Below are 20501 nucleotides of genomic sequence, written 5' to 3' on the forward strand. Positions count from 1 at the left end.
ATATGGACCTCAAATCTGCTACATCAAATAGTCTCAGTTATAATCAATATGAAGCTTTCATGAATCATATATACGGTATATTATATATTATACTAGATAAAGAAAGGGGGAATGGAGCAAAGGTAGTCCTGGGAAAAAGTTAAAAAAGCAGCATAACATAGGTTGGCTAGTTGTTTGTTCAGGGGATTTGTATTTATCAAAGACGTCGTGACGTCGCGATAAGGAGGAGTGGTTAAATGAGAAGGTTATGTCACGTATTGGTGGTTGCTATTGTTGTCATAGCTTTTGCAAGCGCGGCTTTTGCAGGACCCACCAAGGTGGGGATCATGACGGGCACCACATCTCAAGGAGAAGAAGAGTACAGAGCCGCACTTGAAATGATTGAAAAATACGGCGAAAACAGGGTAATTCACGTTACCTATCCGGACAAATTCATGGATGAGCAGGAAACCACTATTCAGCAAATAATGGGCATGGCTTCCGACCCGGACGTAAAGGCCATAGTGTTGGTGCAAGGCGTTCCCGGTTCGGCAGCGGCCATCGATAAGGTTAAAGAATTTCGTCCCGATATGTTTTTCATCAACATAGTTCCCCATGAAGATCCCTTGCTTGTCGTCCAGAAAGCAGATATATGTCTTGAGACGGATAATCCGATGCGTGGTGTCACGATCATTGAGCTGGCTGAAAAAATGGGCGCTAAGACCTTCTGTCATATTTCCTTCCCTCGCCATATGTCTTATCCTCTTCTCGCTGAGCGCAGAGACATCATGAAGGCTGAATGCGAAAAGCGGGGGATCGAGTTTGTTTTCGTCAACGCACCCGATCCGACCGGAGATGCCGGCATAGCCGGAACACAGCAATTTGTCCTGGAAGACGTTCCTCGTCAGGTAGAAAAATATGGCGTGGACACCGCCTTTTTCAGCACCAACTGCGGAATGCAAGAACCGTTAATAAAGGCCGTCATGACGACAGGTGCCCTTTTCCCAGAGCAGTGCTGTCCCAGCCCTTATCACGGATATCCTGGATCGCTCGGAATAGAAATACCCCCGGATAAGGCCGGAGATGTGGGATTCATATTAAAAGCCATTGAAGAAAAGGTTGTCGAAGCGGGCAGGGCCGGAAGATTTGCGACTTGGAAAGTTCCCGCCAACATGGCATTTACCTATGCTTCAACTGAGTATGCCTTTGATGTCGCCGATGGCAAAGTATCGGGATACGATAGAGCTCATATGGAAAAGTTGCTTTACAAGTATTTTGGAGAAGAGTCAAGGATAAGATCCTACGAAAACGTCGAAGCTGGAGTAAAAGCAGATAACTTCTTGCTCATCGTTGGGGAGTCGATAATCTTTGGCGCAAATAAATAGAAAGCATACGTTTAAACAAAGAGATTAAAAGCTCTAGCGGGGTTGCTCGCCTGTGAGCGACCCCGCTACATTGTAGCTTACTTCATTTGAGGGAGGGAGGAATTTCTTAATGGAAGCTCCCCGTCTGGAAATGCGAGATATAAGCAAGGAATACTTCGGCAACAAGGTTTTGCGCTCTGTGAACCTTTCTGTTGCACCCGGCGAGATTCATGGCCTTGTCGGTGAGAATGGAGCCGGAAAATCAACGTTAATGAATATCTTGTTTGGGATGCCAGTCATAAGAAATACGGGAGGTTTTGAAGGCAGGATTTTTATCGATGGAGAGCCGGTAGAAGTAAACTCGCCCTATGATGCTCTGGAATTAGGGATCGGCATGGTGCATCAGGAATTCATGTTGTTGCCCGGGCTGACCATAACGGAAAATATAAAGATAAATCGTGAAATCGTTAAAGACAACTTATTGAGCAAGTTGCTGGGAAAAAAACTTGGAATCCTTGATTTTGAAAGAATGAGAAAGGATGCGAGAAGAGCACTAGATCGGGTGGAGTTAAATATCGATGAAATGTTGCCCGTCCTTGGATTGCCCGTTGGATTCATGCAGTTTATCGAAATTGCCCGAGAGCTGGATAAAGACTCACTTAGACTGCTGATCCTGGATGAACCTACAGCCGTACTGACGGAAAAAGACGCCGAAATGCTGATAGAGGTAATGAAAAAGCTCTCCAGAGAAGGCATTTCTATCCTTTTTATAACCCATAGGCTCAATGAGGTCTTGCGGGTGGCCGACAATATCACTGTTCTCAGGGATGGCGAAGTGGTCGGAAAGCTTCCATCGTCGGAAGCCACCATTGAAGTCCTCGCAGAACTCATGGTTGGACGCAAAGTCGATATATCAGCTCGAGCCCGCAGGGGTTTTAAAGGAGATGGGGAACCGATCCTCACGATTAAAGACCTTCACGTCGATATGCCGGGGGAAAGAGTTTCGGGCCTGTCTTTAAATGTCCATGACGGAGAGATATTGGGGATAGGCGGATTGGCCGGTCATGGGAAAATAGGAATCGCCAACGGCATCATGGGATTATATCCTGCCAGAGGTCATGTTCACGTCGCAAACTATGGCGAAGTTGAGCTTAACTCTCCGCTTTCGGCGCTAAGCAGTGGCATGGCCTTTGTCTCAGAAGATAGGCGAGGAATGGGACTTCTTTTAGACGAAACGATAGAGTTGAACATTGTTGTTCAGGCTTTGTTGAGCCGAGGCAAGTTTCTTAAAAAATATTTATTTAACATGATAGACAGAGAGTTAATCCGAAAACACGCACTTAAAATGATTAAAGATCTGGATATACGCTGCACCGGTCCAAATCAAATAGTGAGGCGTCTCAGTGGAGGCAATCAACAAAAGGTCTGCATAGCCAAAGCACTCACCTTGGAACCTTCGATTCTTTTTGTCTCTGAACCGACACGTGGGATCGATGTGGGCGCTAAAAAGATCGTACTCGATCTGCTTTTGCAGCTGAACCAAGAGCTGGGAGTCACAATTATCATGACATCTTCCGAACTTGCCGAACTTCGTTCCATTTGTGACCGGATTGCCATCATCTACAGAGGTCGCTTGCAGGGTATCCTTCCTGTTGACGCAAGCGACAAAGAATTTGGCTTAATGATGGCAGGGGAACTTTCGGCTGTTAAAGAGGGGGTATTTTGATGACTTCGGGTGATTTCAACGAACATAGCATATGGCAAAGGATAAAAGAAGGCATCGCAAGTTTTGGAGTAGCCAGATCGATAATACTCCTTTTTTTGATCATCCTTTTAATTGCCGCACAGATCTTAGATCTTCCCATGGATCAGATACTATCCAGCATGCTGAGTCGTTTCGGAATGAACGGCATCCTGGTTTTGGCCATGATTCCAACGATAAGATCAGGGACAGGGCCTAATTTTGGCCTTCCACTGGGAATTTCCTGTGGACTAATTGCGGCCGTACTCAGCATAGAACTTGATTTAAGAGGCTTTCAAGCCTTTTTCTTCGCCGTCGGTCTGGGTGGAGCATTGGGTGCCATAGCAGGTTACTTATATGGTTTACTGCTCAACAAGGTCAAGGGACAGGAAATGACGGTGGGAACATATTTTGGTTTTTCAATCGTCTCACTTATGTGCATTTTTTGGTTTTTGTCGCCCTTTAAAAGCCCTGAAATGATCTGGCCCTACGGGGGAAGTGGCCTACGTGTAACTATAGCCTTGGAGGGCCGCTTCGACAAGATTTTAAATAATTTTCTTGCCTTCGATGTCTTTGGTGTCACGATACCAACGGGATTGCTGCTTTTTTATGGAGCTTTTTGCTTAATAGTGTGGCTTTTTATGCATTCTAAAACCGGAGTGGCTCTTTCGACGGTGGGTGAAAGTCCTCGTTTTGCAGAATCTTGCGGTCTTTCCATAGACCGTTATCGCACAATAGGTTCCGTGGTTTCTCAAGCCTTAGGGGCAGTGGGCATCATCGTATACGCCCAGACATTTGGTTTTTTGCAACTCTACATGGCCCCTCTTTTTATGGCTTTTTTTGCTGTGGCATCCATACTAATAGGAGGAGCAACCTTGAATCGAGCGACCATCTGGCATGCCACGGTAGGTTGTTTTCTTTTCCAGTCGATCCTAGTTGTTTCTATGCCCGTTGCTAACCTAGTCATATCCGAGAATCTTGCTGAAGTTGCAAGGATAATAATAAGCAACGGGATCATCCTTTATGCATTGACACGCCGGGAAATCGGAGGTGGCGCCTAATGGCTAAAGAAGAAAAAGCTCCCTTTTCGGCTTCAGATAACATGCATGAATCACAAAAAAGTCAATTTGAGCTTAAGTGGTTTTTGCGCAAAAATATCGTGCCCATTTTTTTCTTCGTGCTGTGCGTCATTGGCGGGTACTACAGCAGATTGCCACTGCCTTTTTTACTCAATGAGATCATCACTCGGATGGCCCGAAACAGTTTTTTAGTGATCTCCCTCATAATTCCAGTTTTGGCCGGCATGGGACTAAACTTCGGCATTGTCCTCGGGGCAATGGCCGGGCAATTTGCCTATGTCGCCACGGTAAATTGGCAAATGGCCGGCATGACTGGCTTTTTGACAACCGCGCTTTTATCTATACCCTTAGCCATGCTGTTTGGCTGGTTAACGGGAATACTTTTTAACCACGCAAAAGGTAAGGAAATGATCACGGGAATCATATTGGGATTTTTTGCAAACGGCATCTACCAGTTGATATGTCTTTACTTCATGGGAAACATCATACCCATAAGGGTTCCGTCGATGCTCATTCCCGGCAGCATAGGACTGAGGAATACTTTGGATATAAAGCCCATGCAATACGCCCTGGATAACCTCATGAAAATACAGGTGAAGATCCCGGGCCACGTTTTCCCCGTGTCAATACCCGTTGCAACCTTCCTAGCGATTTTGGCCTTGTGCCTCTTCATACATTACATTGTAAAAACTAAGCTAGGCCAGGAGTTTCGAATAGTGGGACAGGACATGTATGTTGCAGAGGCATCGGGCATCAACGTGAATAGAGTCAGGATTATCGCTGTTATCCTTTCAACGATATTAGCTGGCCTTGGACAAGTTATTTTTCTCCAGAACTTGGGTAACATCAATACCTATGGGAGCCATGTCCAGGTTGGCACTTTCGCCGTTGCAGCCATATTGATTGGAGGAGCATCCGTTAAAAAGGCCACAGTTGGCCAAGCTTTGCTCGGAACGCTTTTGTTTCATACTCTCTTTATAGTGTCTCCCCTTGCAGGGAAAAACCTTGTTGGAGACGCAATGATAGGGGAGTACTTCAGGGTTTTTGTGACATATGGAGTAATAGGCGTCGCCTTGGCGCTGCACGCATGGCAGAGTTTACAAGAACAAAGAAGAATAGCATTGCTTAAAGCCGATATCGGTGGAGAATAAAAGAATCACGATTAATCTGGACAAGACGAGCTTTTGCTGAGCCTTTATGTGCGCTTTTGAACGAAACCATCGATTTGACTAAAGGACGCATTTCGTACATAATTATACTAAGCTAAAAAAGATAGGTGATGCTAATGTCTAGATTAACGCCAAGAAAAGAAGATTACATTAAGGCCATATACAAGCTCAGCGAAAGAAACAGGGCAGTACGCATTAAAGATATTGCTCAAGTCATGGGGGTGAGGGCTCCAACCGTTGTAGGGATAGTTTCCATGTTAAAAGAAGATGGATACGTTGAGCAGGAGCCATACGGCTATCTCGAGCTTACCGCCTTGGGCAGGGAAAAGGCCAAGACATTAATTCAAAAAGAACAACTGATCTATAAATTCTTTGAAGATGTCTTGGAGCTGCCAAGCGATGAGGCAAAAGACAACGCTTGTGCCATAGAACATTACATATCGCCCATCTGTCTTGAACGCTTTCTATCCTTTATAGAATTTCTGTCTACCTGTCCCCATGCCAAACCCAAGTTCTTGGAGCACTTTAGGAAGTTCATAAATGATGGCGACGATAAAAACCTCGCCTGTGTTGCCTGTTGCTGCCACGAGATGTCTCGAGAAAGCGAAGTTGCTCAATAACCCTTTTCCAAGGGAGGGTTACGGCCAGGTTTTGCAGGTCCCTTGTTTTTAATTTATCGTCGAATGTATTATACTAATGCTAACGTTTAGCGAAGAAGGGAGATCTGTTTTTGCGAAAGTTTCTTCCCTTAATTATTGTGTCGTTCCTTGCTATCCTTTCTATAGGGCTTACCAGTGTCGAAGCTTCGCCGCAAAGCGTAGATACTTTGTTTGTGGCGAAACAATGGAAGGCCTTGGATGAATACTTCAAAACTCACAAAGACTACTTATCGCCTCGAGAATGGTCAGTTTATGCCAACGCGCTTTGGTTTCAGAGCAGGTATGCCGAAGCCCTGGACGTGTTGCTTGAGATACAGGATAAATTTCCCACTTTGGTAAAGCCTTATGGCGAATTTTATGCCGCCCTCGCATTTGAAAGGACTAATCGGCAAGAAGAGGCAAGAACTCTGCTTTACAAGCTTTGGCCTATTTCCCCCCGGGCGCTTCGTTTTTATGTAGCCTACGGGCTTTTTCGAACAGAAGAAAGCATTGAAAAGGAAAAGTGGGGCAGAGCCATGATGTCGTCTGCCTCGGATGATGCCCAAAGGGTGCAAGCTTTGACTGCGCTGTTTTCCATCGATTCGGCCGGTCTCGAAGAAGCATTTGCACTGCTCGATATTCAACCGCGAAATTCGACTGCCTTGAATTTTTTAAAGCAGTTTCCTGAGGACACCAATGCTCGAATTCCCTTTTACCTCGGGTATGCTGCCTTTTTAAAGGGCAACTATAAAGAGGCTGAGGCGTTATTAAAAAAGATAGACGAAAGCTCTCCTCATTGGCATAAGGCCAGTTACTACCGTGCTTACTCCAACTACAGGCTCAGAAACTATGAAGAGGCAGTCGCGCTTTGGCACAAACTTGCCGCAGGGGGTCGGGATTTTGCCCTGGCTTCCGTCGAAAGGCTGGCAATGCTTGCAAGCAAAGGAAACGCAAAGGCCATGGAGGTCTTGAAAATATTGGCAGGACCGGATGGTGAAGTAGCTAGGGCTGCCTTATATCACCTCATCTCATACTACGAAGATGTCGGTGACGAGGCAACTGCGCGCGCGCTGTCGGATCGGCTTCTTTCGGGAGAAGATGATTTTTATTCGATGAAGGTCTTGTGGCGAATGGGGTGGAAAGCATGGAAAAATGAAGACCACTCGTGGGCAGCTGAGCATTTTAAGCGGGCAAGCGCTTACGATGGAGATGACCTATGGGCCGCAAGGACGCTTTATTGGGCTGCACGTGCCTTTGAGAGCGCAGGAAATGCAAAGGAAGCCGAGGCGCTATTAAATAAATTAAAAGTTAACTACCCATTGTCTTATTACGGCCTTTTAACCGAAGAAATAGAGGGCAAAATCATAGATGGCCTTCCCGAGGAATTTCAGAGCAAGCCAAGTCAGATGGAGGCTTGGGGATTCATATTTTGGGAAAGTAAGATCTTATCTCAAAGTAGCAACCTTGCAGCTCGCTATAGGAGTTCACGACTTTACAGCTGGCTTGGCAACTTCGATCTTGCTTATAACATAGCAAGGCCACTGGAGTACTCGATAAAAGGTGACGGACCCATATCCAAAGGCTTACTGGAGGTCTTGTATCCCACACCTTTCGAGGTTGAGGTGAAGGCGTCTTGCGAGAAATTTGGCGTAGATCCCAACGTCATCTGGGCCATAATGAGGCAAGAAAGTGCTTTTAACCCTAACGCGACAAGTTGGGTGGGCGCTAGCGGCTTGATGCAACTAATGCCGGCTACAGCCAATGAAGAAGCTGCGAAATTAGGGATCAAAAAATTTGACATATATTCTCCCGAGACCAATATACGCTTGGGAGTCGCACATTTTTCCTGGCTTTTGGGCAGACTAAAGGACTTGCCGCTCGCCTTGGCAGCCTACAACGCGGGCATCGGCAATGTGACGCGATGGCTACCCGAGGGGGGTGAATTTGACGTAACTCAGTGGATTGAAGACATTCCCTTCAATGAAACCTTGACGTACGTGCGAAAGGTCATCGCTAATTATAAGATATATAAGGCATTGTATGGAGATAAAACGTAAAGAAGGAGTTGTGACGTTATGAGCTGCAATCGACATTACACCGAGGAAGTGCAAAGGGTATGGGATGATTTGAAGAGCTTGGGATATAGCGGTGAAATTTTTGTGAGCGACCACACGATCTTCACGGTCGAAGATGCCTCCAAAGCCATAGGCGTTCCCGAGGAACAGATACTAAAAAGTCTCATCTTCTTGGTGGACGATGAGCCAGTATTAGTGCTCATGAGCGGTCCCAACAAGGTAGACATAAAAAAGGTAAGGAAGCACTTGGGCGCTCGCAAGGTCAAGATGGCGGGAGCAGAGTATATAGAAGAAAACTTCGGCTACAAAATAGGAGGTGTTCCTCCCATAGGATACGACGTGAAAATTAAAACCCTGATCGACGAAGATGTTCAAAAATACGAAATCCTTTGGGCAGCCGCAGGCAACGATCATGCCTTTTTCCCCGTTTCGCCGGACGAACTTGTAAGGATCACCGGAGGATTGATCTGCGATTTGAAAAAGGAGTAAGCAACCACCGGAAAATTGCAGAAAACGCAAGAAAGGCGGAGAATATATCAGAATATGAAGTTTATTTTGTAATAATCGCCGTTAATCGTCGCTAATCGTTATCGATATTATTTGAACTGAGGGCCTTTTTTGCTACAATAAAAGTGAAGGTCAGGAAAGATCAAAAAGAGTAGGGGAGGTGGTGAGCCATGAGAAGACCTGAATTACCCGAAAGAAGAGGACGCGGTATGTGGTGGTACCCATCCTGGACGGGTATCGACAAACTGCAAGAGGAGATCAGCAGAGTGTTTGACGATTTTGCTTCCAGATTTATGCCACCCGTATTTGGTGGAGGTGCGGTGACAGTTGATGTGTATCGGAAGGATGGCAACGTCATAGTTGAAGCGGAACTTCCGGGACTTGACCCCAGGGATATAGATATAAAGATCTATGAAGATAAGGTCGTCTTGAGAGCGGAGAAATCGGGAGCCAAAGAAGTTGAGTCGGAAGAGATAATTCGTTCCGAACGCTATTACGGTAAAGTTTCACGGGTGATTGCCCTTCCCGTTGAAGTGTTGCCCGATAAGGCCAAGGCTAGATACAAAAACGGGGTGCTCACGATAACGATCCCGGAAAAGGAACCCGAAGAAGAGGGCGGCTATCGTATCGATATCGAATACGAAGACTAATTTTTACATTTAAAAGTTAAAAATGTAGCTTTAATGCCTTTCACCCTAACTTTAGAATATGGGGGTGAAAGGCATTTTTCTTGTCGATCCGCATTCGATCGGATTGTTTAGCATGCCCACCACAAAGGTGGCTTCAACTTGGGGATACGGCCTTCAGGTACTGCTTCTCCCTTCCGGGGCGTATTAATTGCGGGTTCCCTGACCTGAAAGCTCTGCTCCTCATGGACTATCGATATTTCTGATGTTAAGATAGTGGTCATAAAATCTTTGATTTGGGGGTGTGAAAAATGAGCAGTAATTTAAAGAGATTTCATATATTTACAACAATCTTCCTCGCCCTCGCGTTGACTTTTTTAGTGGGCTCGGTAACCATGGTTAGTGCCAAGGAGAAAGAGTTGAGGATCAGCTATCCCGATGATCCAAAGACCGCTGATTGTCAGAAAAATACCGCCTACTATATGTTGCCGCTTAATTGCTTCGATAGGCTGATAGAGTGCATAACCCTCGAATCCGGAGCTTCGGACCTGGTGCCCGGCTTAGCTGAAAGCTGGGAGGTCACTCCTGACGGTAAGACCTATACCTTTCATCTTAGGCAGGGCGTTTATTTCCATAACGGCGAGGAATTGACCGCGGACGATGTAGTCTATACCTTCGATCGAATGTTGGACCCCAAAACCCAAGCTCTGAACACGGATATCCTCAATTTCGTGGACGGGGCTCAAGACCGTCTTGACGGAAAAGCAGATACTACCAAAGGGTTAAAGGCGTTGGACAAATACACCGTCCAGATCACATTAAGCCAGCCCTTCGCTCCCTTTTTGTCCGTCATGGCCAGCCCGCAGGCGAGCATTTTTAATCGCAAATTCACCGAAAAAGCTGGAGATCAATTTGGCCTCACCGCGAAAACGACTTGCGGAACGGGACCTTTCATAATGAAGGAGTACGTGCTGAACGATCATGTAACGCTGGTGGCCAACGATAAGTATTATCACGGGCGTCCGCAACTGGACAGGATATTTGTCAGGGTTGTAACTGACCCGGAGACCATGAGAATGCTTTTTGAGGCCGGCGAAATCGATATCTTTGATTGCGACTACGCCTTTTCTCAGATTCCCTATTTTCTTGAGAACCCAAAATGGAAGGATCGCGTCGTGAGCGGTCCAAGGGTTGGGATATATTACATGTGCATCAATCAAAAAAAGGAACCCTTCGGAGACGTAAGGGTCCGCAAAGCCCTTCAAATGGCCATCGACAGAAAGATGATTTTAGACACCTTGTTTTATGGACGCGGCACTTTGGCCCACGGCGTCATGCCAAAGGGGCTAATAGGGTACAATCCGGATCTTGAGCCAATCGTCTATGACCCAATAAAGGCAAAGGAGCTTTTAACCGAAGCTGGATACCCCGACGGAGTGGATATGACCTTAGTCCAAGTGAGCACCTGGGGACAGACTTGGGCTAAAATGAACGAGCTCGTGCAAGCGATGGTTAAAGAAGCGGGCTTTCGAGTCAAGATCAGCCAGGTCGATGAATCGACATACTATGCCGTGAGAAAAACAGGCGATTCGGATCACTACATGCAGGTATGGTCAGCCGATTTTAACGATCCCGATAACTTCTTTTACACTTTTTTTAGCAAATCCGGAACTGTAGTACGTTCATTTAACAACAACGACCCTGAGGTCTTTGAGGCTTTGGATCGCGCGAGGACCATAACCGATCAGAAGGAGCGCATAGCTCTTTATCGCGAACTTGAAAAAAAGATCGTCCACGATCAGGCAGCATGGGTGCCCTTTTTCAATATAGAACACCTATACGTGCTTGCCCCAAGGGTGAAGAAATTCGTCGTTCCGTGGAACGGTTGGAGCGACCTGTCATATTACGAAACGAATGTCGAATGACGTCGATTAAGGTGCCTGGTGCCGTGTTGCAGAAAGAGGAAACAAAAGTCAATAGGGCAAACAGGGTTTTTGGCACCTGATGGGTGATGATAAACCAGAGAATGAAACGATATCTTAAAAAAGCGATATAGGGTTTCCCTCAAAAAAGTCGGGTTCCCACACAACGTTAATTTAGCGGCACAACGTTAACGAATGTTGTGGTGTGTCTTTTAGCCAGAGCTACCTAAAGACTTCTCTTAAAACCTATAAACCTGTTTCTTTGAGGATAAAGCCTGGTTATTCATTTTCGATGTTTTGATCAATATCACAGCAAGAAGGGTGATTTATTAAGTGTGGAAATATATATTGAACAGACTGCTCATATCGATCCCTATCCTCTTGTGCGTGACTTTTCTCGTATTTGTATTGCTGAACGTCGTTCCGGGCGATCCGGTGGCTTTGATGATGAAGGAAAAGGTCAGCGCCGACGTAGTAGCGAGGGTTCGCGCCCAGATGCACTTAGACGACCCCTGGATAATAAGGTATTTCAGGTTTCTGTGGGGGTTGTTGCACGGAGACTTGGGCACGTCCTATAAATTGCAGCGTTCCGTGACTGATTTGATCCTTCAGGCATTTCCCAGGACGATGGTGTTGGCATTTTCCGCTGCTTTGGTCTCGTGGATCGTAGGCATCCCTGCAGGTATTTTATCTGCTATAAGGCAGTACTCGGTGACTGATTACTTCTTCATGGGATTTTCCCTTGCCGGCGTATCCATGCCCGTATTTTGGTCCGCCCTGTTATTTCAGTACGTCTTTGCCCTAAAACTGGGTTGGCTGCCGGTATCGGGTTTTTATGGCTGGCGATACGTAATCATGCCTGCCATTGTGCTTGGATGGAGTTCCGCCGGCCTCATTGCAAGGCTTACCAGGTCGAGCTTGCTCGACGTAATGCGTAACGACTACATCAGGACGGCAAGATCGAAGGGGGCCAGGGAACTGGCCGTCATTACCGGACATGCCCTTAAAAACGCCTTGCTGCCGGTAGTAACGATAATGGCAATTCAGGTGGCAAGCTTGCTTTCCGGAGCCGTAATAACCGAAAGCGTGTTCGGAATCCCCGGGGTCGGTAGGGTAGCAGTCGATGCCATTAAAAGCAGGGATATGCCACTGCTTCAAGGTTCCGTCCTTTTTGCTACGATTCTCGTCATTCTGGGAAATTTGGTGGCCGATATCCTGTATTCTCTCTTAGATCCCCGTATAAGGCTGGAGAAGTAGGACAGGCCATGGAAAAAGAGAAATCGCTAGCACATGAGACTCTGTTTGAAGATGTAATTCGAGCATTTAAGGAAAACAAGACTGCTTTATTTGGCCTGATTGTAGTGGTTATTTTAGTTGTTTTAGCCATATTTGCACCTTATGTTACGCCTTATGATCCTTACGAGATTGACCTCAACAATCGTTTCTTAAAACCTTCATTAAATCATTGGTTTGGAACGGATATGTTTGGCCGAGACCTTTTTACTCGAGTAATTTACGGTGCCAGGATCTCGCTTGCCATTGGCCTGATACCGAGCCTCATAGCCGTTTCCATTGGAGCGGTATTGGGCGTGATAAGTGGGTACGTAGGAGGTAGGCTTGGTTATTGGGTGATGAGGATGGCCGACGTGGTGATGGCCTTTCCTTCGCTTCTTTTAGCGATCGTAGTTATGTACACCTTAGGAGCTACCTTGTTTAACCTGTTTATAGCGTTAAGCGTGGTCGGATGGGCAGGCGCGGCTAGAGTCGTGAGGTCACAGACATTGTCGATAAGGGAAAAGGAATTTATCGAGGCAGCCAAAGCAATAGGAGTTAAAGACTTTAAGATCATGGCAAAACACGTATTCCCTAATTGTCTGCCTTCGCTAATGGTTCTTTTTACGATGAGCATCCCCGATGCGATTCTTTCGGAGGCCAGCTTGAGCTTCTTGGGAGTGGGTGCCCAACCTCCCACTCCCAGTTGGGGGCTTCTGGTCTCAAACGGAAAGGAGTTCCTTTTTTCAGCTCCCTGGGTAGCTATACTCCCCGGGCTTGCCATATTAATAACAGTACTAGCTTTCAACTTTATCGGGGATGGTTTGCGCGATGCCATAGATCCCTACCTTAAAGGTTGAGTGAATGGAGTTAGCGAGATGCAAGACAACTTTTTGAAGATCAGAAATCTCAGGACATACTTTTTCACCAGAAGGGGCGTCGTAAAAGCGGTTGACGGCGTGGATATAGAAGCCAAAAGAGGCAAGCTCACCGCGCTGGTCGGGGAATCAGGTTGTGGCAAGAGCGTAACCGGGCTTTCCATAATGGGCCTGATTCCTTCGCCGGTCGGCAAGATCGTAGAGGGGGAAATTCTCTTCGAGGATAAGGACCTGGCCAAGTTGAGCTATAAGGAAATGGCCGATTTGCGCGGCAAGGATATTTCGATGATTTTTCAGGAGCCCATGACTTCCTTAAACCCCGTATTGACTATAGGCCATCAAGTGGGAGAGCCACTTCGCATTCATTCTTCTTTATCTCCGGAGGAGATAACTGAACGCGTCTTGTCGATTTTAGATCTGGTCGGAATTCCCGAACCGCGTTCCAGGCTGAAGTCCTACCCTCACCAATTGTCGGGCGGGATGAGACAAAGGGTCATGATCGCCATGGCCATGATATGTGGACCTAAGCTTCTAATCGCCGATGAGCCAACGACGGCTTTAGATGTGACCATACAAGCTCAGATATTGGATTTGATGCTCGAACTTATGAAAAAAATAAATACGTCAATTATACTGATCACTCATGATTTAGGCGTGGTTGCCGAGGTTTGCGACGAGGTTAACGTCATGTATGCCGGAAAGATCGTCGAGAAGAGCGATGTCTTCAGCATATTTGATAATCCCTCTCATCCCTACACATGGGGATTGCTTCGGTCGATACCCAGGATAGGAAAAAAGGGGAAAGCAAAGAAACTTTATACAATCAAAGGCGTGGTTCCAAATTTACTTGACCCGCCTTCGGGATGTCGATTTGCCGATCGCTGCGATAAGGCAAGGGACATTTGCCGTGAGGAAGAACCACCCTTTACTACAATAGAGGAAGGACATTTTGTCAAATGTTGGCTTTTTGCTTGAAGCCCAGACATATTGAGGACGAATAGAGCCATGGAGAACGCGCTTATAAGCACAAAAAACCTGACAAAGATTTTCCACCTTTCGACAGGGCCTTTAGGCAGGAAAAAGGTATTTGTACATGCCGTTGAAAATGTAAATATAGATATAGCAAGCAGGGAAACCCTTGCCCTTGTTGGAGAGTCCGGTTGCGGCAAGACAACCCTTGGGAGGCTCATACTTCGCCTCATCGAGCCAACAAAGGGCGAAGTGCTCTTTAAGGGCGAAAACATCTTTTCGCTGGATAGAGAGCGAATGCGATCTCTGAGACGTGACATGCAGATCATATTTCAGGATCCCTACGCTTCGTTGGATCCGAGGATGAGGATCCTTGATATACTGGCTGAACCGCTGAAAACCCATAATAAAGACATGAGCAAAAGGGAAATAGTCGAAAGGGTTAAGGAACTGCTTTCCGTGGTGGGACTGCAGGAATTTGTCATGTCGGGCTTTCCGCATCAATTTAGCGGCGGACAGCGCCAGCGGATAGGCATTGCTCGAGCGTTGGCCTTAAATCCAGAATTTATAGTATGCGATGAGGCCGTATCTGCATTGGACGTCTCAATCCGGGCTCAAATCTTGAACCTTTTAATGGATTTAAAGGAGCGTTTTAACTTAACATTGCTTTTCATCACTCATGATTTGAGCGTCGTAAGCTTTCATATCCGACAGGATTGGGGTAATGTACCTTGGCAAGTGCGTAGAGATTGGTCCGACAGCGGATATATTTGATCATCCTCTTCATCCCTATACATTGTTCCTTTTGTCTGCCGTGCCCATGCCCGATCCTCATGCAAGAGATAGGGCGAAGCTCATCCTAGAAGGAGACATACCAAGCCCTGTTAATGTGCCATCAGGGTGTAGGTTCCATACCCGGTGTCCCTATCTTAGGGACGTATGCGTAAGCGAGGAACCGCAGATGCAATATATTGGAAACAGAGGGTTTGCCTGTCATTTCCCGCTTTATTAAAACCGATGAGGAGATGTGAAGATGATGAGAAAAGTAAAGGCTTTACGTCAAGGCGATACGATTGGTTTGATCGCACCCTCAAGCCCGGCTCCCTTGGATGACTTAGAAAAAGCCGTCGCGGCGATAACCGATCTGGGGTTTAACGTCAAGGTTGGCGCAAGTTGCTATGAATCCTACGGTTACATGGCAGGCCCGGAAGGCATTCGTGTCCAAGATATGCACGCGATGTTTGACGATCCGAAAATAAACGGAATATTTTGCGTGAGAGGCGGCGATGGAGCCATCCGTCTGCCAAGGTTGATCGACATGGAACTGATCTTTAAAAACCCCAAAGTTTTCTTAGGATACAGTGATATAACCGTTCTTCATTTGATGTTCAATTTGCATGGCCAATTTTGCACATTTCATGGTCCTATGCCTTCTACGGATATGATAAAAGGCAGCTTCTCACGGTTACGAAAAAGACTACCTCTTGAAGGCAATATGCAACGACGAGCCGATAGGGGAATTAAAACCTTACGATGGCGCATCCTCCGATGCAAACCCTGGTCGAAGGGACGGCGGAAGGGGAAACAATAGGAGGAAACTTAAGCCTGGTTTGTGCCTTGATGGGAACGCCATGGGAGATAGACACCAAGGATCGCATTTTGATACTTGAAGACATAGACGAACCCCTTTACAAGATAGACCGCATGTTGACCCAACTGTTGCTGGGTGGCAAGCTTGAGACCGCTTCAGGAATAGTATTGGGGCAGTTTACGAACATAACTCACAAGGACCCTGAAAGGACTTTTACTTTAGACAAGATATTTGAAGACGTAGTGGCAAAAGCAGGCAGGCCCACGTTAATAAACGGATATTTTGGTCACGGCGAAAAAAAGGTCACCCTGCCGTTGGGTGCTCGAGCAGTAATCGATGGCGCCAATTCGTCGTTTACGATCATAGAATCCGGCGTCGTAGGGTAACATTGCGCCCTAGATCCGCTAAAAATTATTAATCCAGATGTCACTTTTGGTGTAAGCTATTGTAATAGAATTAATCAAGGAGGGTTATTTCATGGATCTCATTCATTTCATCGATCCGGAGCTCGCCGCTGCAATAGAAGGGGAAAAGGAACGGCAAAACCTAACGATTGAGCTCATCGCCTCAGAAAACTTCGTGCCCGAAGTTATACTTGAAGCTCAGGGGTCATTGTTGACCAACAAGTACGCCGAGGGTTACCCCGGCAGGCGTTATCACGGAGGATGTCAATTTATAGACGTCGTGGAAAGCCTCGCAATCGAGCGAGCCAAAATGCTGTTTGGTGCCGAGCATGCCAACGTACAGCCACATTCGGGCGTCAACGCAAACCTTGCAGTATTTATGGCGGTCCTCAATCCCGGGTGACAAGATATTTGGGCATGAACCTAAGTCACGGCGGGCACTCTGTCACACGGTGCATCTGTCAGCATATCAGGGAAGTTTTTTGAGTCCCATAGCTACGGTGTAGACAAAGAAACCGGGTTAATAAATTACGACGAGGTAGAACGTATCGCCTGCGAGGTAAAACCAAAGCTAATAATCGCAGGAGCAAGCGCCTACTCCAGGATCATAGACTTCAAGCGCTTCTCGCAAATCGCAAACAAAGTAGGAGCTTATCTCATGGTCGATATGGCCCATATAGCAGGTTTAGTCGCTGCGGGAGTCCATCCTTCCCCGGTCCCTTACGCCGATTTCGTAACCTTTACTACCACCAAGACCCTACGTGGAGCCCGTGGGGGAAATATACTATGCAAAAAAGAATTCGCCGAAAGTATCGATAAGGCCATCTTCCCGGGGATCCAGGGAGGACCCATCCCTCAGATAATCGCCGCCAAGGCGCTTACCTTCAAACTGGCAATGACCGACGAATTTAAAGCCTACGGTGCCCAGGTCATCAAAAACGCCAAAGTCATGGCAGAAGTTCTAAAAAGTAACGGATTTGATATAGTCTCAGGAGGTACAGATAATCACCTAATGCTGGTTGACCTCAGGAGCAAGAAAACGACGGGCGCTCAGGCTGAGAGCAAGCTCGAAGAAGTGGGCGTGACAGTCAACAAAAACATGATACCCTATGACCCAGAAAAGCCAACTGTCACGAGCGGGATTCGCATAGGCCTTGCCGCCGTCACCAGCAGAGGATTTGACGAAGATGACACCAAAAGGGTGGCCAACCTCGTCGCAAAGGTGCTAGATAACGAAGATGAGCTACAACTCGCACGCTTTAAGCGAGAAGTACGCGAGTTGTGCATGGCCCATCCAATTTACATGACCAAAACGGAACTTGCCTCGCGATCGGACAACTTGCCATAAAGGGGGTAGTTAAAATGTACGCTGATGAAGTGTTGAGCTTCAGCAAGTCCTTGTCGGAGGAACTAAAAAATTTACGAAGGGATTTTCATCAATATCCCGAGCTCAGCTTCAAGGAATTTGAGACGGCAAGAAAGATTGCAATTTACATGAAAGAGTTGGGCTGCGAAGTCGAAGAAAATGTGGGGAAAACTGGCGTGGTCGCGCTGTTAAAAGGGGCATACGACGGCCCCACCATTGCCATAAGGGCAGATATTGACGCATTACCCGTAAAAGAAATGACCGGTCTTCCTTACGCCTCGAAAAACGAAGGAGTCATGCATGCCTGCGGTCATGACATACACACAACATGCGCCCTTGGGGCTGCAAAGATTTTAGACTTCTCTGAAAGATGAGCTTCGAGGAAGCGTCAAATTCATCTTTCAGCCGGCAGAGGAGATAAACCTTGGAGCAAAGGCCATGATCGAGGAAGGTGTGCTCGAAAACCCCGATGTCTCGATGATCTTTGGTTTGCACAACAACCCCGAAATACCGGCAGGCAAGGTTGGGGTAAAGGAAGGGCCCTTGATGGCAGCCGTCGACTCTACATTTATAACCGTCACAGGAAAGGGGGGACACGCTGCATACCCTCATCGTGTAATTGATCCCATAGTGTGCGCTTCTTCTATAGTCATGAACTTGCAAACGATCGTGAGCAGAAACGTCGATCCTCAAAAGGCCGCGGTGATCAGCTTTGGCAGCATCAGTGGCGGCATGGCAAATAATGTCATACCCGATGAAGTGAAGTTACTCGGCACGGTTCGCACCTTCGATGAGGATCTGCGCGATTCGATCGAAAATTGGATGAAAAGGACCGTGGAAAATACAGCCTCAAGCCTAGGATGCCAAGTTGAGCTAAACTACCGCAGAGACCTTCCTGCCCTTATAAATCATCCGGAGGCGACGAAGATAGCCATGAAAGCAGCTCGGGAAATTTTTGGCGAAGACGGCATCGTTGTGCCAATTCCTTCGATGGGAGGTGAAGATTTCGCATTATATCAAAAAAGGGTCCCGGGGTGTTACTTCTGGTTGGGTGTGGGCAACCCCGATATCGATGCTGTACATCCGTGGCACAGTCCGCATTTTAAGGCAGATGAAGAATCCCTTCCGCTAGGGGCAGCACTTTTAGCTTTAACTGCCCTGATCGCTTGCGGATCTAACGAAAGCTGTAATACAAAATAACTACATTGACATAATTGGTATGTCTAAAGCGCGAGAGGAGGCATTAACATGATTGAAGCTATTAAAAATTGGAAGCTTCATATCTTAGTTTTAATTTTCGTCATTATAGCTGAATGGATTGGCGCCTTTTCCTTTCCCATCGGACCAGGCACGGTGGTTTTGCTGCCGATGCTTTATGCACTTATAATGGGAATTCTTTCGGGGCCCAAATTTTTGAGGCTCGCCAGCCAAAAGGACATGGTCGATGCCGGCAGTTTAGTAGGAGTTACTTTAATGCTATTGATGGCAAAGTACGGAACGACGGTAGGACCAAACATTCCAATGATATTAAGAACGAGTCCTGCATTGATATTGCAGGAATTTGGCAATCTCGGTACGGTCATCATCGGTGTACCCGTGGCGGTGTACTTAGGGCTCAAGCGAGAAACCATAGGCGCAGCTCATTCGATCGCAAGAGAACCTAACGTGGCTTTAATAGGCGACATCTATGGTTTGGACACCCCAGAAGGCCGAGGAGTCATGGGTGTTTACATATGTGGTACGGTGTTTGGGACGATTTTTTTCGGTCTCATGGCGACCTTTGCGGCAGCGTTGGGAATTTTTCATCCCCTTGCATTAGCCATGGCTTCCGGAGTGGGAAGCGCAAGCATGATGACCGCTTCTGTTGGCGCTTTAAGCGCAATGTTCCCCGACATGGCCGATAAGATTCAGGCTCTGGGGGCGGCAAGCAACATGCTTACCGGCTTGGATGGCGTTTACATGTCCTTGTGGATGGCCTTGCCGATGACGGAATGGCTGTACAGGAAATTTTACCGCTTAAAATATGGGACTCAGCCGAGCCAAACTGCAGCAGGGGAGGCGTAACTCATGAAGACCATAGAAGTTCTCGCAGTACTTATTATAATTGGCGTCATTACTTTGGTTGGCAACCTGGTTGGAGCAAATATCCCGATGATCGATGCCATCCCCGGTATGATCTTTTTAATCGCCATCAGCATTATTGGGGTAATATGTGCGAAAGTCATTCCGGTTAAAATTCCGGCTGTAGCCTACGTCGTCACAATCGGATGCATAGTAACCATTCCTGGATTTCCGGGTGCGACAATTTTTAATGCCTGGGCGCAAAAAGTTAACTTTTTGGCTCTCACTACACCAATTCTAGCCTATGCAGGTATCTCAATTGGGAAGGACCTTGGCATGCTTAAAAAGACGGGATGGAGGATCTTGATCGTCTCCTGCATAGTTTTCATCGGCACCTACATAGGTTCAACGATCATCGCGCAATTAATCTTGAAGCTCATTGGAGAAATTTAAATACCTACTTTCTCGATTTGAGGGTTAAGAAGACTATTTAATCTTCGTAACATTTTGTAAAAAAGAAGTTAAGGGGCCTTCGTCATTTAAGACGAGGGCCCTAGCTGATAAGACACACTCAATGCATTGATAGTTTCGCTCACGTTTTAGGTGAGGTAACTCATTCAGTTGACATTTGTTTTTGCATTTATTATGATTAATCATGCAAGTAGATGATGTTGTATTCATGTGACCTCCGAGTCAATGGTATCTAAGGGTTATTTGACCTATGAGCATTGACCGATAGGGTCTTTTCGGAAACGAAAAGGCCTCCCGCTTGGAAAGGAGGAGATGGAATTACAACCCCCTTCCCAGGAGGAAGGGGGTTGGTTGTTTAAATTGCCAAGTTTCCTCATAAGTCTTGTTAG

Annotated in this window: 20 protein-coding genes, 1 pseudogene and 1 riboswitch; all 21 genes and pseudogenes read left to right on the forward strand. The window is 46.7% G+C overall.

Annotation, left to right across the window (positions count from 1 at the left end; genetic code table 11):
* Positions 1-236 precede the first annotated feature (236 nt).
* The 21 genes and pseudogenes from AC5SXE_RS05455 to AC5SXE_RS05555 all read left to right on the forward strand — a co-directional run bounded on the left by AC5SXE_RS05455 (position 237) and on the right by AC5SXE_RS05555 (position 20094).
* Positions 237-1364 (forward strand): DUF3798 domain-containing protein, encoded by a 1128-nt coding sequence (locus tag AC5SXE_RS05455; RefSeq protein ID WP_323720583.1) that lies wholly within the window; start codon positions 237-239, stop codon positions 1362-1364.
* A gap of 109 nt (positions 1365-1473) precedes the next feature.
* On the forward strand, positions 1474-3069 hold the full coding sequence (locus AC5SXE_RS05460; RefSeq protein ID WP_323720582.1) for a sugar ABC transporter ATP-binding protein: 1596 nt from the start codon (positions 1474-1476) through the stop codon (positions 3067-3069).
* Positions 3069-4145 (forward strand): ABC transporter permease subunit, encoded by a 1077-nt coding sequence (locus tag AC5SXE_RS05465; RefSeq protein WP_323720581.1) that lies wholly within the window; start codon positions 3069-3071, stop codon positions 4143-4145. Before AC5SXE_RS05460 ends, AC5SXE_RS05465 begins: the two co-directional genes overlap by 1 nt.
* Positions 4145-5314 (forward strand): ABC transporter permease, encoded by a 1170-nt coding sequence (locus AC5SXE_RS05470; RefSeq protein ID WP_323720580.1) that lies wholly within the window; start codon positions 4145-4147, stop codon positions 5312-5314. Before AC5SXE_RS05465 ends, AC5SXE_RS05470 begins: the two co-directional genes overlap by 1 nt.
* Before the next feature lie 134 nt (positions 5315-5448).
* Positions 5449-5952 (forward strand): metal-dependent transcriptional regulator, encoded by a 504-nt coding sequence (locus tag AC5SXE_RS05475; RefSeq protein WP_323720579.1) that lies wholly within the window; start codon positions 5449-5451, stop codon positions 5950-5952.
* Between the two features lie 110 nt (positions 5953-6062).
* Entirely contained in the window at positions 6063-8027 is a 1965-nt protein-coding gene (locus AC5SXE_RS05480; protein WP_323720578.1) for a lytic transglycosylase domain-containing protein, read from the forward strand.
* A gap of 18 nt (positions 8028-8045) precedes the next feature.
* The gene (locus AC5SXE_RS05485) at positions 8046-8534 is read left to right on the forward strand and encodes a YbaK/EbsC family protein (protein ID WP_323720577.1); all 489 of its coding nucleotides are present in this window, start codon (positions 8046-8048) and stop codon (positions 8532-8534) included.
* Between the two features lie 188 nt (positions 8535-8722).
* Complete coding sequence (locus AC5SXE_RS05490; RefSeq protein WP_323720576.1) at positions 8723-9202, forward strand: Hsp20/alpha crystallin family protein; 480 nt, start codon at positions 8723-8725, stop codon at positions 9200-9202.
* A gap of 287 nt (positions 9203-9489) precedes the next feature.
* Positions 9490-11103 carry an ABC transporter substrate-binding protein gene (locus tag AC5SXE_RS05495; protein ID WP_323720575.1) on the forward strand — a complete coding sequence of 538 codons (1614 nt, stop codon included), beginning with the start codon at positions 9490-9492 and terminating at the stop codon, positions 11101-11103.
* Between the two features lie 330 nt (positions 11104-11433).
* Positions 11434-12357, forward strand: coding sequence for an ABC transporter permease (locus AC5SXE_RS05500; protein ID WP_323720574.1), 924 nt, complete (start codon positions 11434-11436; stop codon positions 12355-12357).
* Positions 12358-12365: 8 nt separating this feature from the next.
* Positions 12366-13232 (forward strand): ABC transporter permease, encoded by an 867-nt coding sequence (locus AC5SXE_RS05505; RefSeq protein WP_323720573.1) that lies wholly within the window; start codon positions 12366-12368, stop codon positions 13230-13232.
* An 18-nt stretch (positions 13233-13250) separates the two neighbouring features.
* Positions 13251-14225, forward strand: a complete 975-nt coding sequence (locus tag AC5SXE_RS05510) for an ABC transporter ATP-binding protein (RefSeq protein WP_323720572.1) — start codon at positions 13251-13253, stop codon at positions 14223-14225.
* Between the two features lie 30 nt (positions 14226-14255).
* Positions 14256-14993: an ATP-binding cassette domain-containing protein gene (locus tag AC5SXE_RS05515; protein ID WP_493916879.1), complete on the forward strand. Its 738-nt coding sequence runs from the start codon at positions 14256-14258 to the stop codon at positions 14991-14993.
* Positions 14944-15231 (forward strand): oligopeptide/dipeptide ABC transporter ATP-binding protein, encoded by a 288-nt coding sequence (locus tag AC5SXE_RS05520; RefSeq protein ID WP_493916880.1) that lies wholly within the window; start codon positions 14944-14946, stop codon positions 15229-15231. Before AC5SXE_RS05515 ends, AC5SXE_RS05520 begins: the two co-directional genes overlap by 50 nt.
* 21 nt (positions 15232-15252) lie before the next feature.
* On the forward strand, positions 15253-15810 hold the full coding sequence (locus AC5SXE_RS05525) for a S66 peptidase family protein (protein WP_493916881.1): 558 nt from the start codon (positions 15253-15255) through the stop codon (positions 15808-15810).
* Positions 15768-16196, forward strand: a complete 429-nt coding sequence (locus AC5SXE_RS05530) for a hypothetical protein (RefSeq protein WP_493916882.1) — start codon at positions 15768-15770, stop codon at positions 16194-16196. Before AC5SXE_RS05525 ends, AC5SXE_RS05530 begins: the two co-directional genes overlap by 43 nt.
* A 91-nt stretch (positions 16197-16287) precedes the next feature.
* A pseudogene (glyA, locus tag AC5SXE_RS05535) lies at positions 16288-17562 on the forward strand (serine hydroxymethyltransferase).
* Positions 17563-17576: 14 nt separating this feature from the next.
* On the forward strand, positions 17577-17954 hold the full coding sequence (locus tag AC5SXE_RS05540; RefSeq protein ID WP_493916883.1) for a M20 metallopeptidase family protein: 378 nt from the start codon (positions 17577-17579) through the stop codon (positions 17952-17954).
* A 43-nt stretch (positions 17955-17997) separates the two neighbouring features.
* Complete coding sequence (locus tag AC5SXE_RS05545) at positions 17998-18780, forward strand: M20 metallopeptidase family protein (RefSeq protein WP_493917285.1); 783 nt, start codon at positions 17998-18000, stop codon at positions 18778-18780.
* A gap of 48 nt (positions 18781-18828) precedes the next feature.
* Positions 18829-19644, forward strand: a complete 816-nt coding sequence (locus tag AC5SXE_RS05550; RefSeq protein ID WP_303884149.1) for a DUF3100 domain-containing protein — start codon at positions 18829-18831, stop codon at positions 19642-19644.
* A gap of 3 nt (positions 19645-19647) precedes the next feature.
* Positions 19648-20094: a hypothetical protein gene (locus tag AC5SXE_RS05555; RefSeq protein ID WP_323720567.1), complete on the forward strand. Its 447-nt coding sequence runs from the start codon at positions 19648-19650 to the stop codon at positions 20092-20094.
* 221 nt (positions 20095-20315) lie between these two features.
* A riboswitch (molybdenum cofactor riboswitch) is annotated at positions 20316-20437 on the forward strand.
* Positions 20438-20501 lie beyond the last annotated feature (64 nt).

It is taken from the genome of Acetomicrobium sp., from assembly GCF_059026225.1.

Bases quoted from the DNA above. Each gene is read 5' to 3' on its own strand.
- AC5SXE_RS05455 (WP_323720583.1), top strand. From the start codon at position 237: ATGAGAAGGTTATGTCACGTATTGGTGGTTGCTATTGTTGTCATAGCT.
- AC5SXE_RS05460 (WP_323720582.1), top strand. From the start codon at position 1,474: ATGGAAGCTCCCCGTCTGGAAATGCGAGATATAAGCAAGGAATACTTC.
- AC5SXE_RS05465 (WP_323720581.1), top strand. From the start codon at position 3,069: ATGACTTCGGGTGATTTCAACGAACATAGCATATGGCAAAGGATAAAA.
- AC5SXE_RS05470 (WP_323720580.1), top strand. From the start codon at position 4,145: ATGGCTAAAGAAGAAAAAGCTCCCTTTTCGGCTTCAGATAACATGCAT.
- AC5SXE_RS05475 (WP_323720579.1), top strand. From the start codon at position 5,449: ATGTCTAGATTAACGCCAAGAAAAGAAGATTACATTAAGGCCATATAC.
- AC5SXE_RS05485 (WP_323720577.1), top strand. From the start codon at position 8,046: ATGAGCTGCAATCGACATTACACCGAGGAAGTGCAAAGGGTATGGGAT.
- AC5SXE_RS05490 (WP_323720576.1), top strand. From the start codon at position 8,723: ATGAGAAGACCTGAATTACCCGAAAGAAGAGGACGCGGTATGTGGTGG.
- AC5SXE_RS05495 (WP_323720575.1), top strand. From the start codon at position 9,490: ATGAGCAGTAATTTAAAGAGATTTCATATATTTACAACAATCTTCCTC.
- AC5SXE_RS05505 (WP_323720573.1), top strand. From the start codon at position 12,366: ATGGAAAAAGAGAAATCGCTAGCACATGAGACTCTGTTTGAAGATGTA.
- AC5SXE_RS05510 (WP_323720572.1), top strand. From the start codon at position 13,251: ATGCAAGACAACTTTTTGAAGATCAGAAATCTCAGGACATACTTTTTC.
- AC5SXE_RS05515 (WP_493916879.1), top strand. From the start codon at position 14,256: ATGGAGAACGCGCTTATAAGCACAAAAAACCTGACAAAGATTTTCCAC.
- AC5SXE_RS05520 (WP_493916880.1), top strand. From the start codon at position 14,944: ATGTACCTTGGCAAGTGCGTAGAGATTGGTCCGACAGCGGATATATTT.
- AC5SXE_RS05525 (WP_493916881.1), top strand. From the start codon at position 15,253: ATGATGAGAAAAGTAAAGGCTTTACGTCAAGGCGATACGATTGGTTTG.
- AC5SXE_RS05530 (WP_493916882.1), top strand. From the start codon at position 15,768: ATGCAAACCCTGGTCGAAGGGACGGCGGAAGGGGAAACAATAGGAGGA.
- AC5SXE_RS05540 (WP_493916883.1), top strand. From the start codon at position 17,577: ATGTACGCTGATGAAGTGTTGAGCTTCAGCAAGTCCTTGTCGGAGGAA.
- AC5SXE_RS05550 (WP_303884149.1), top strand. From the start codon at position 18,829: ATGATTGAAGCTATTAAAAATTGGAAGCTTCATATCTTAGTTTTAATT.
- AC5SXE_RS05555 (WP_323720567.1), top strand. From the start codon at position 19,648: ATGAAGACCATAGAAGTTCTCGCAGTACTTATTATAATTGGCGTCATT.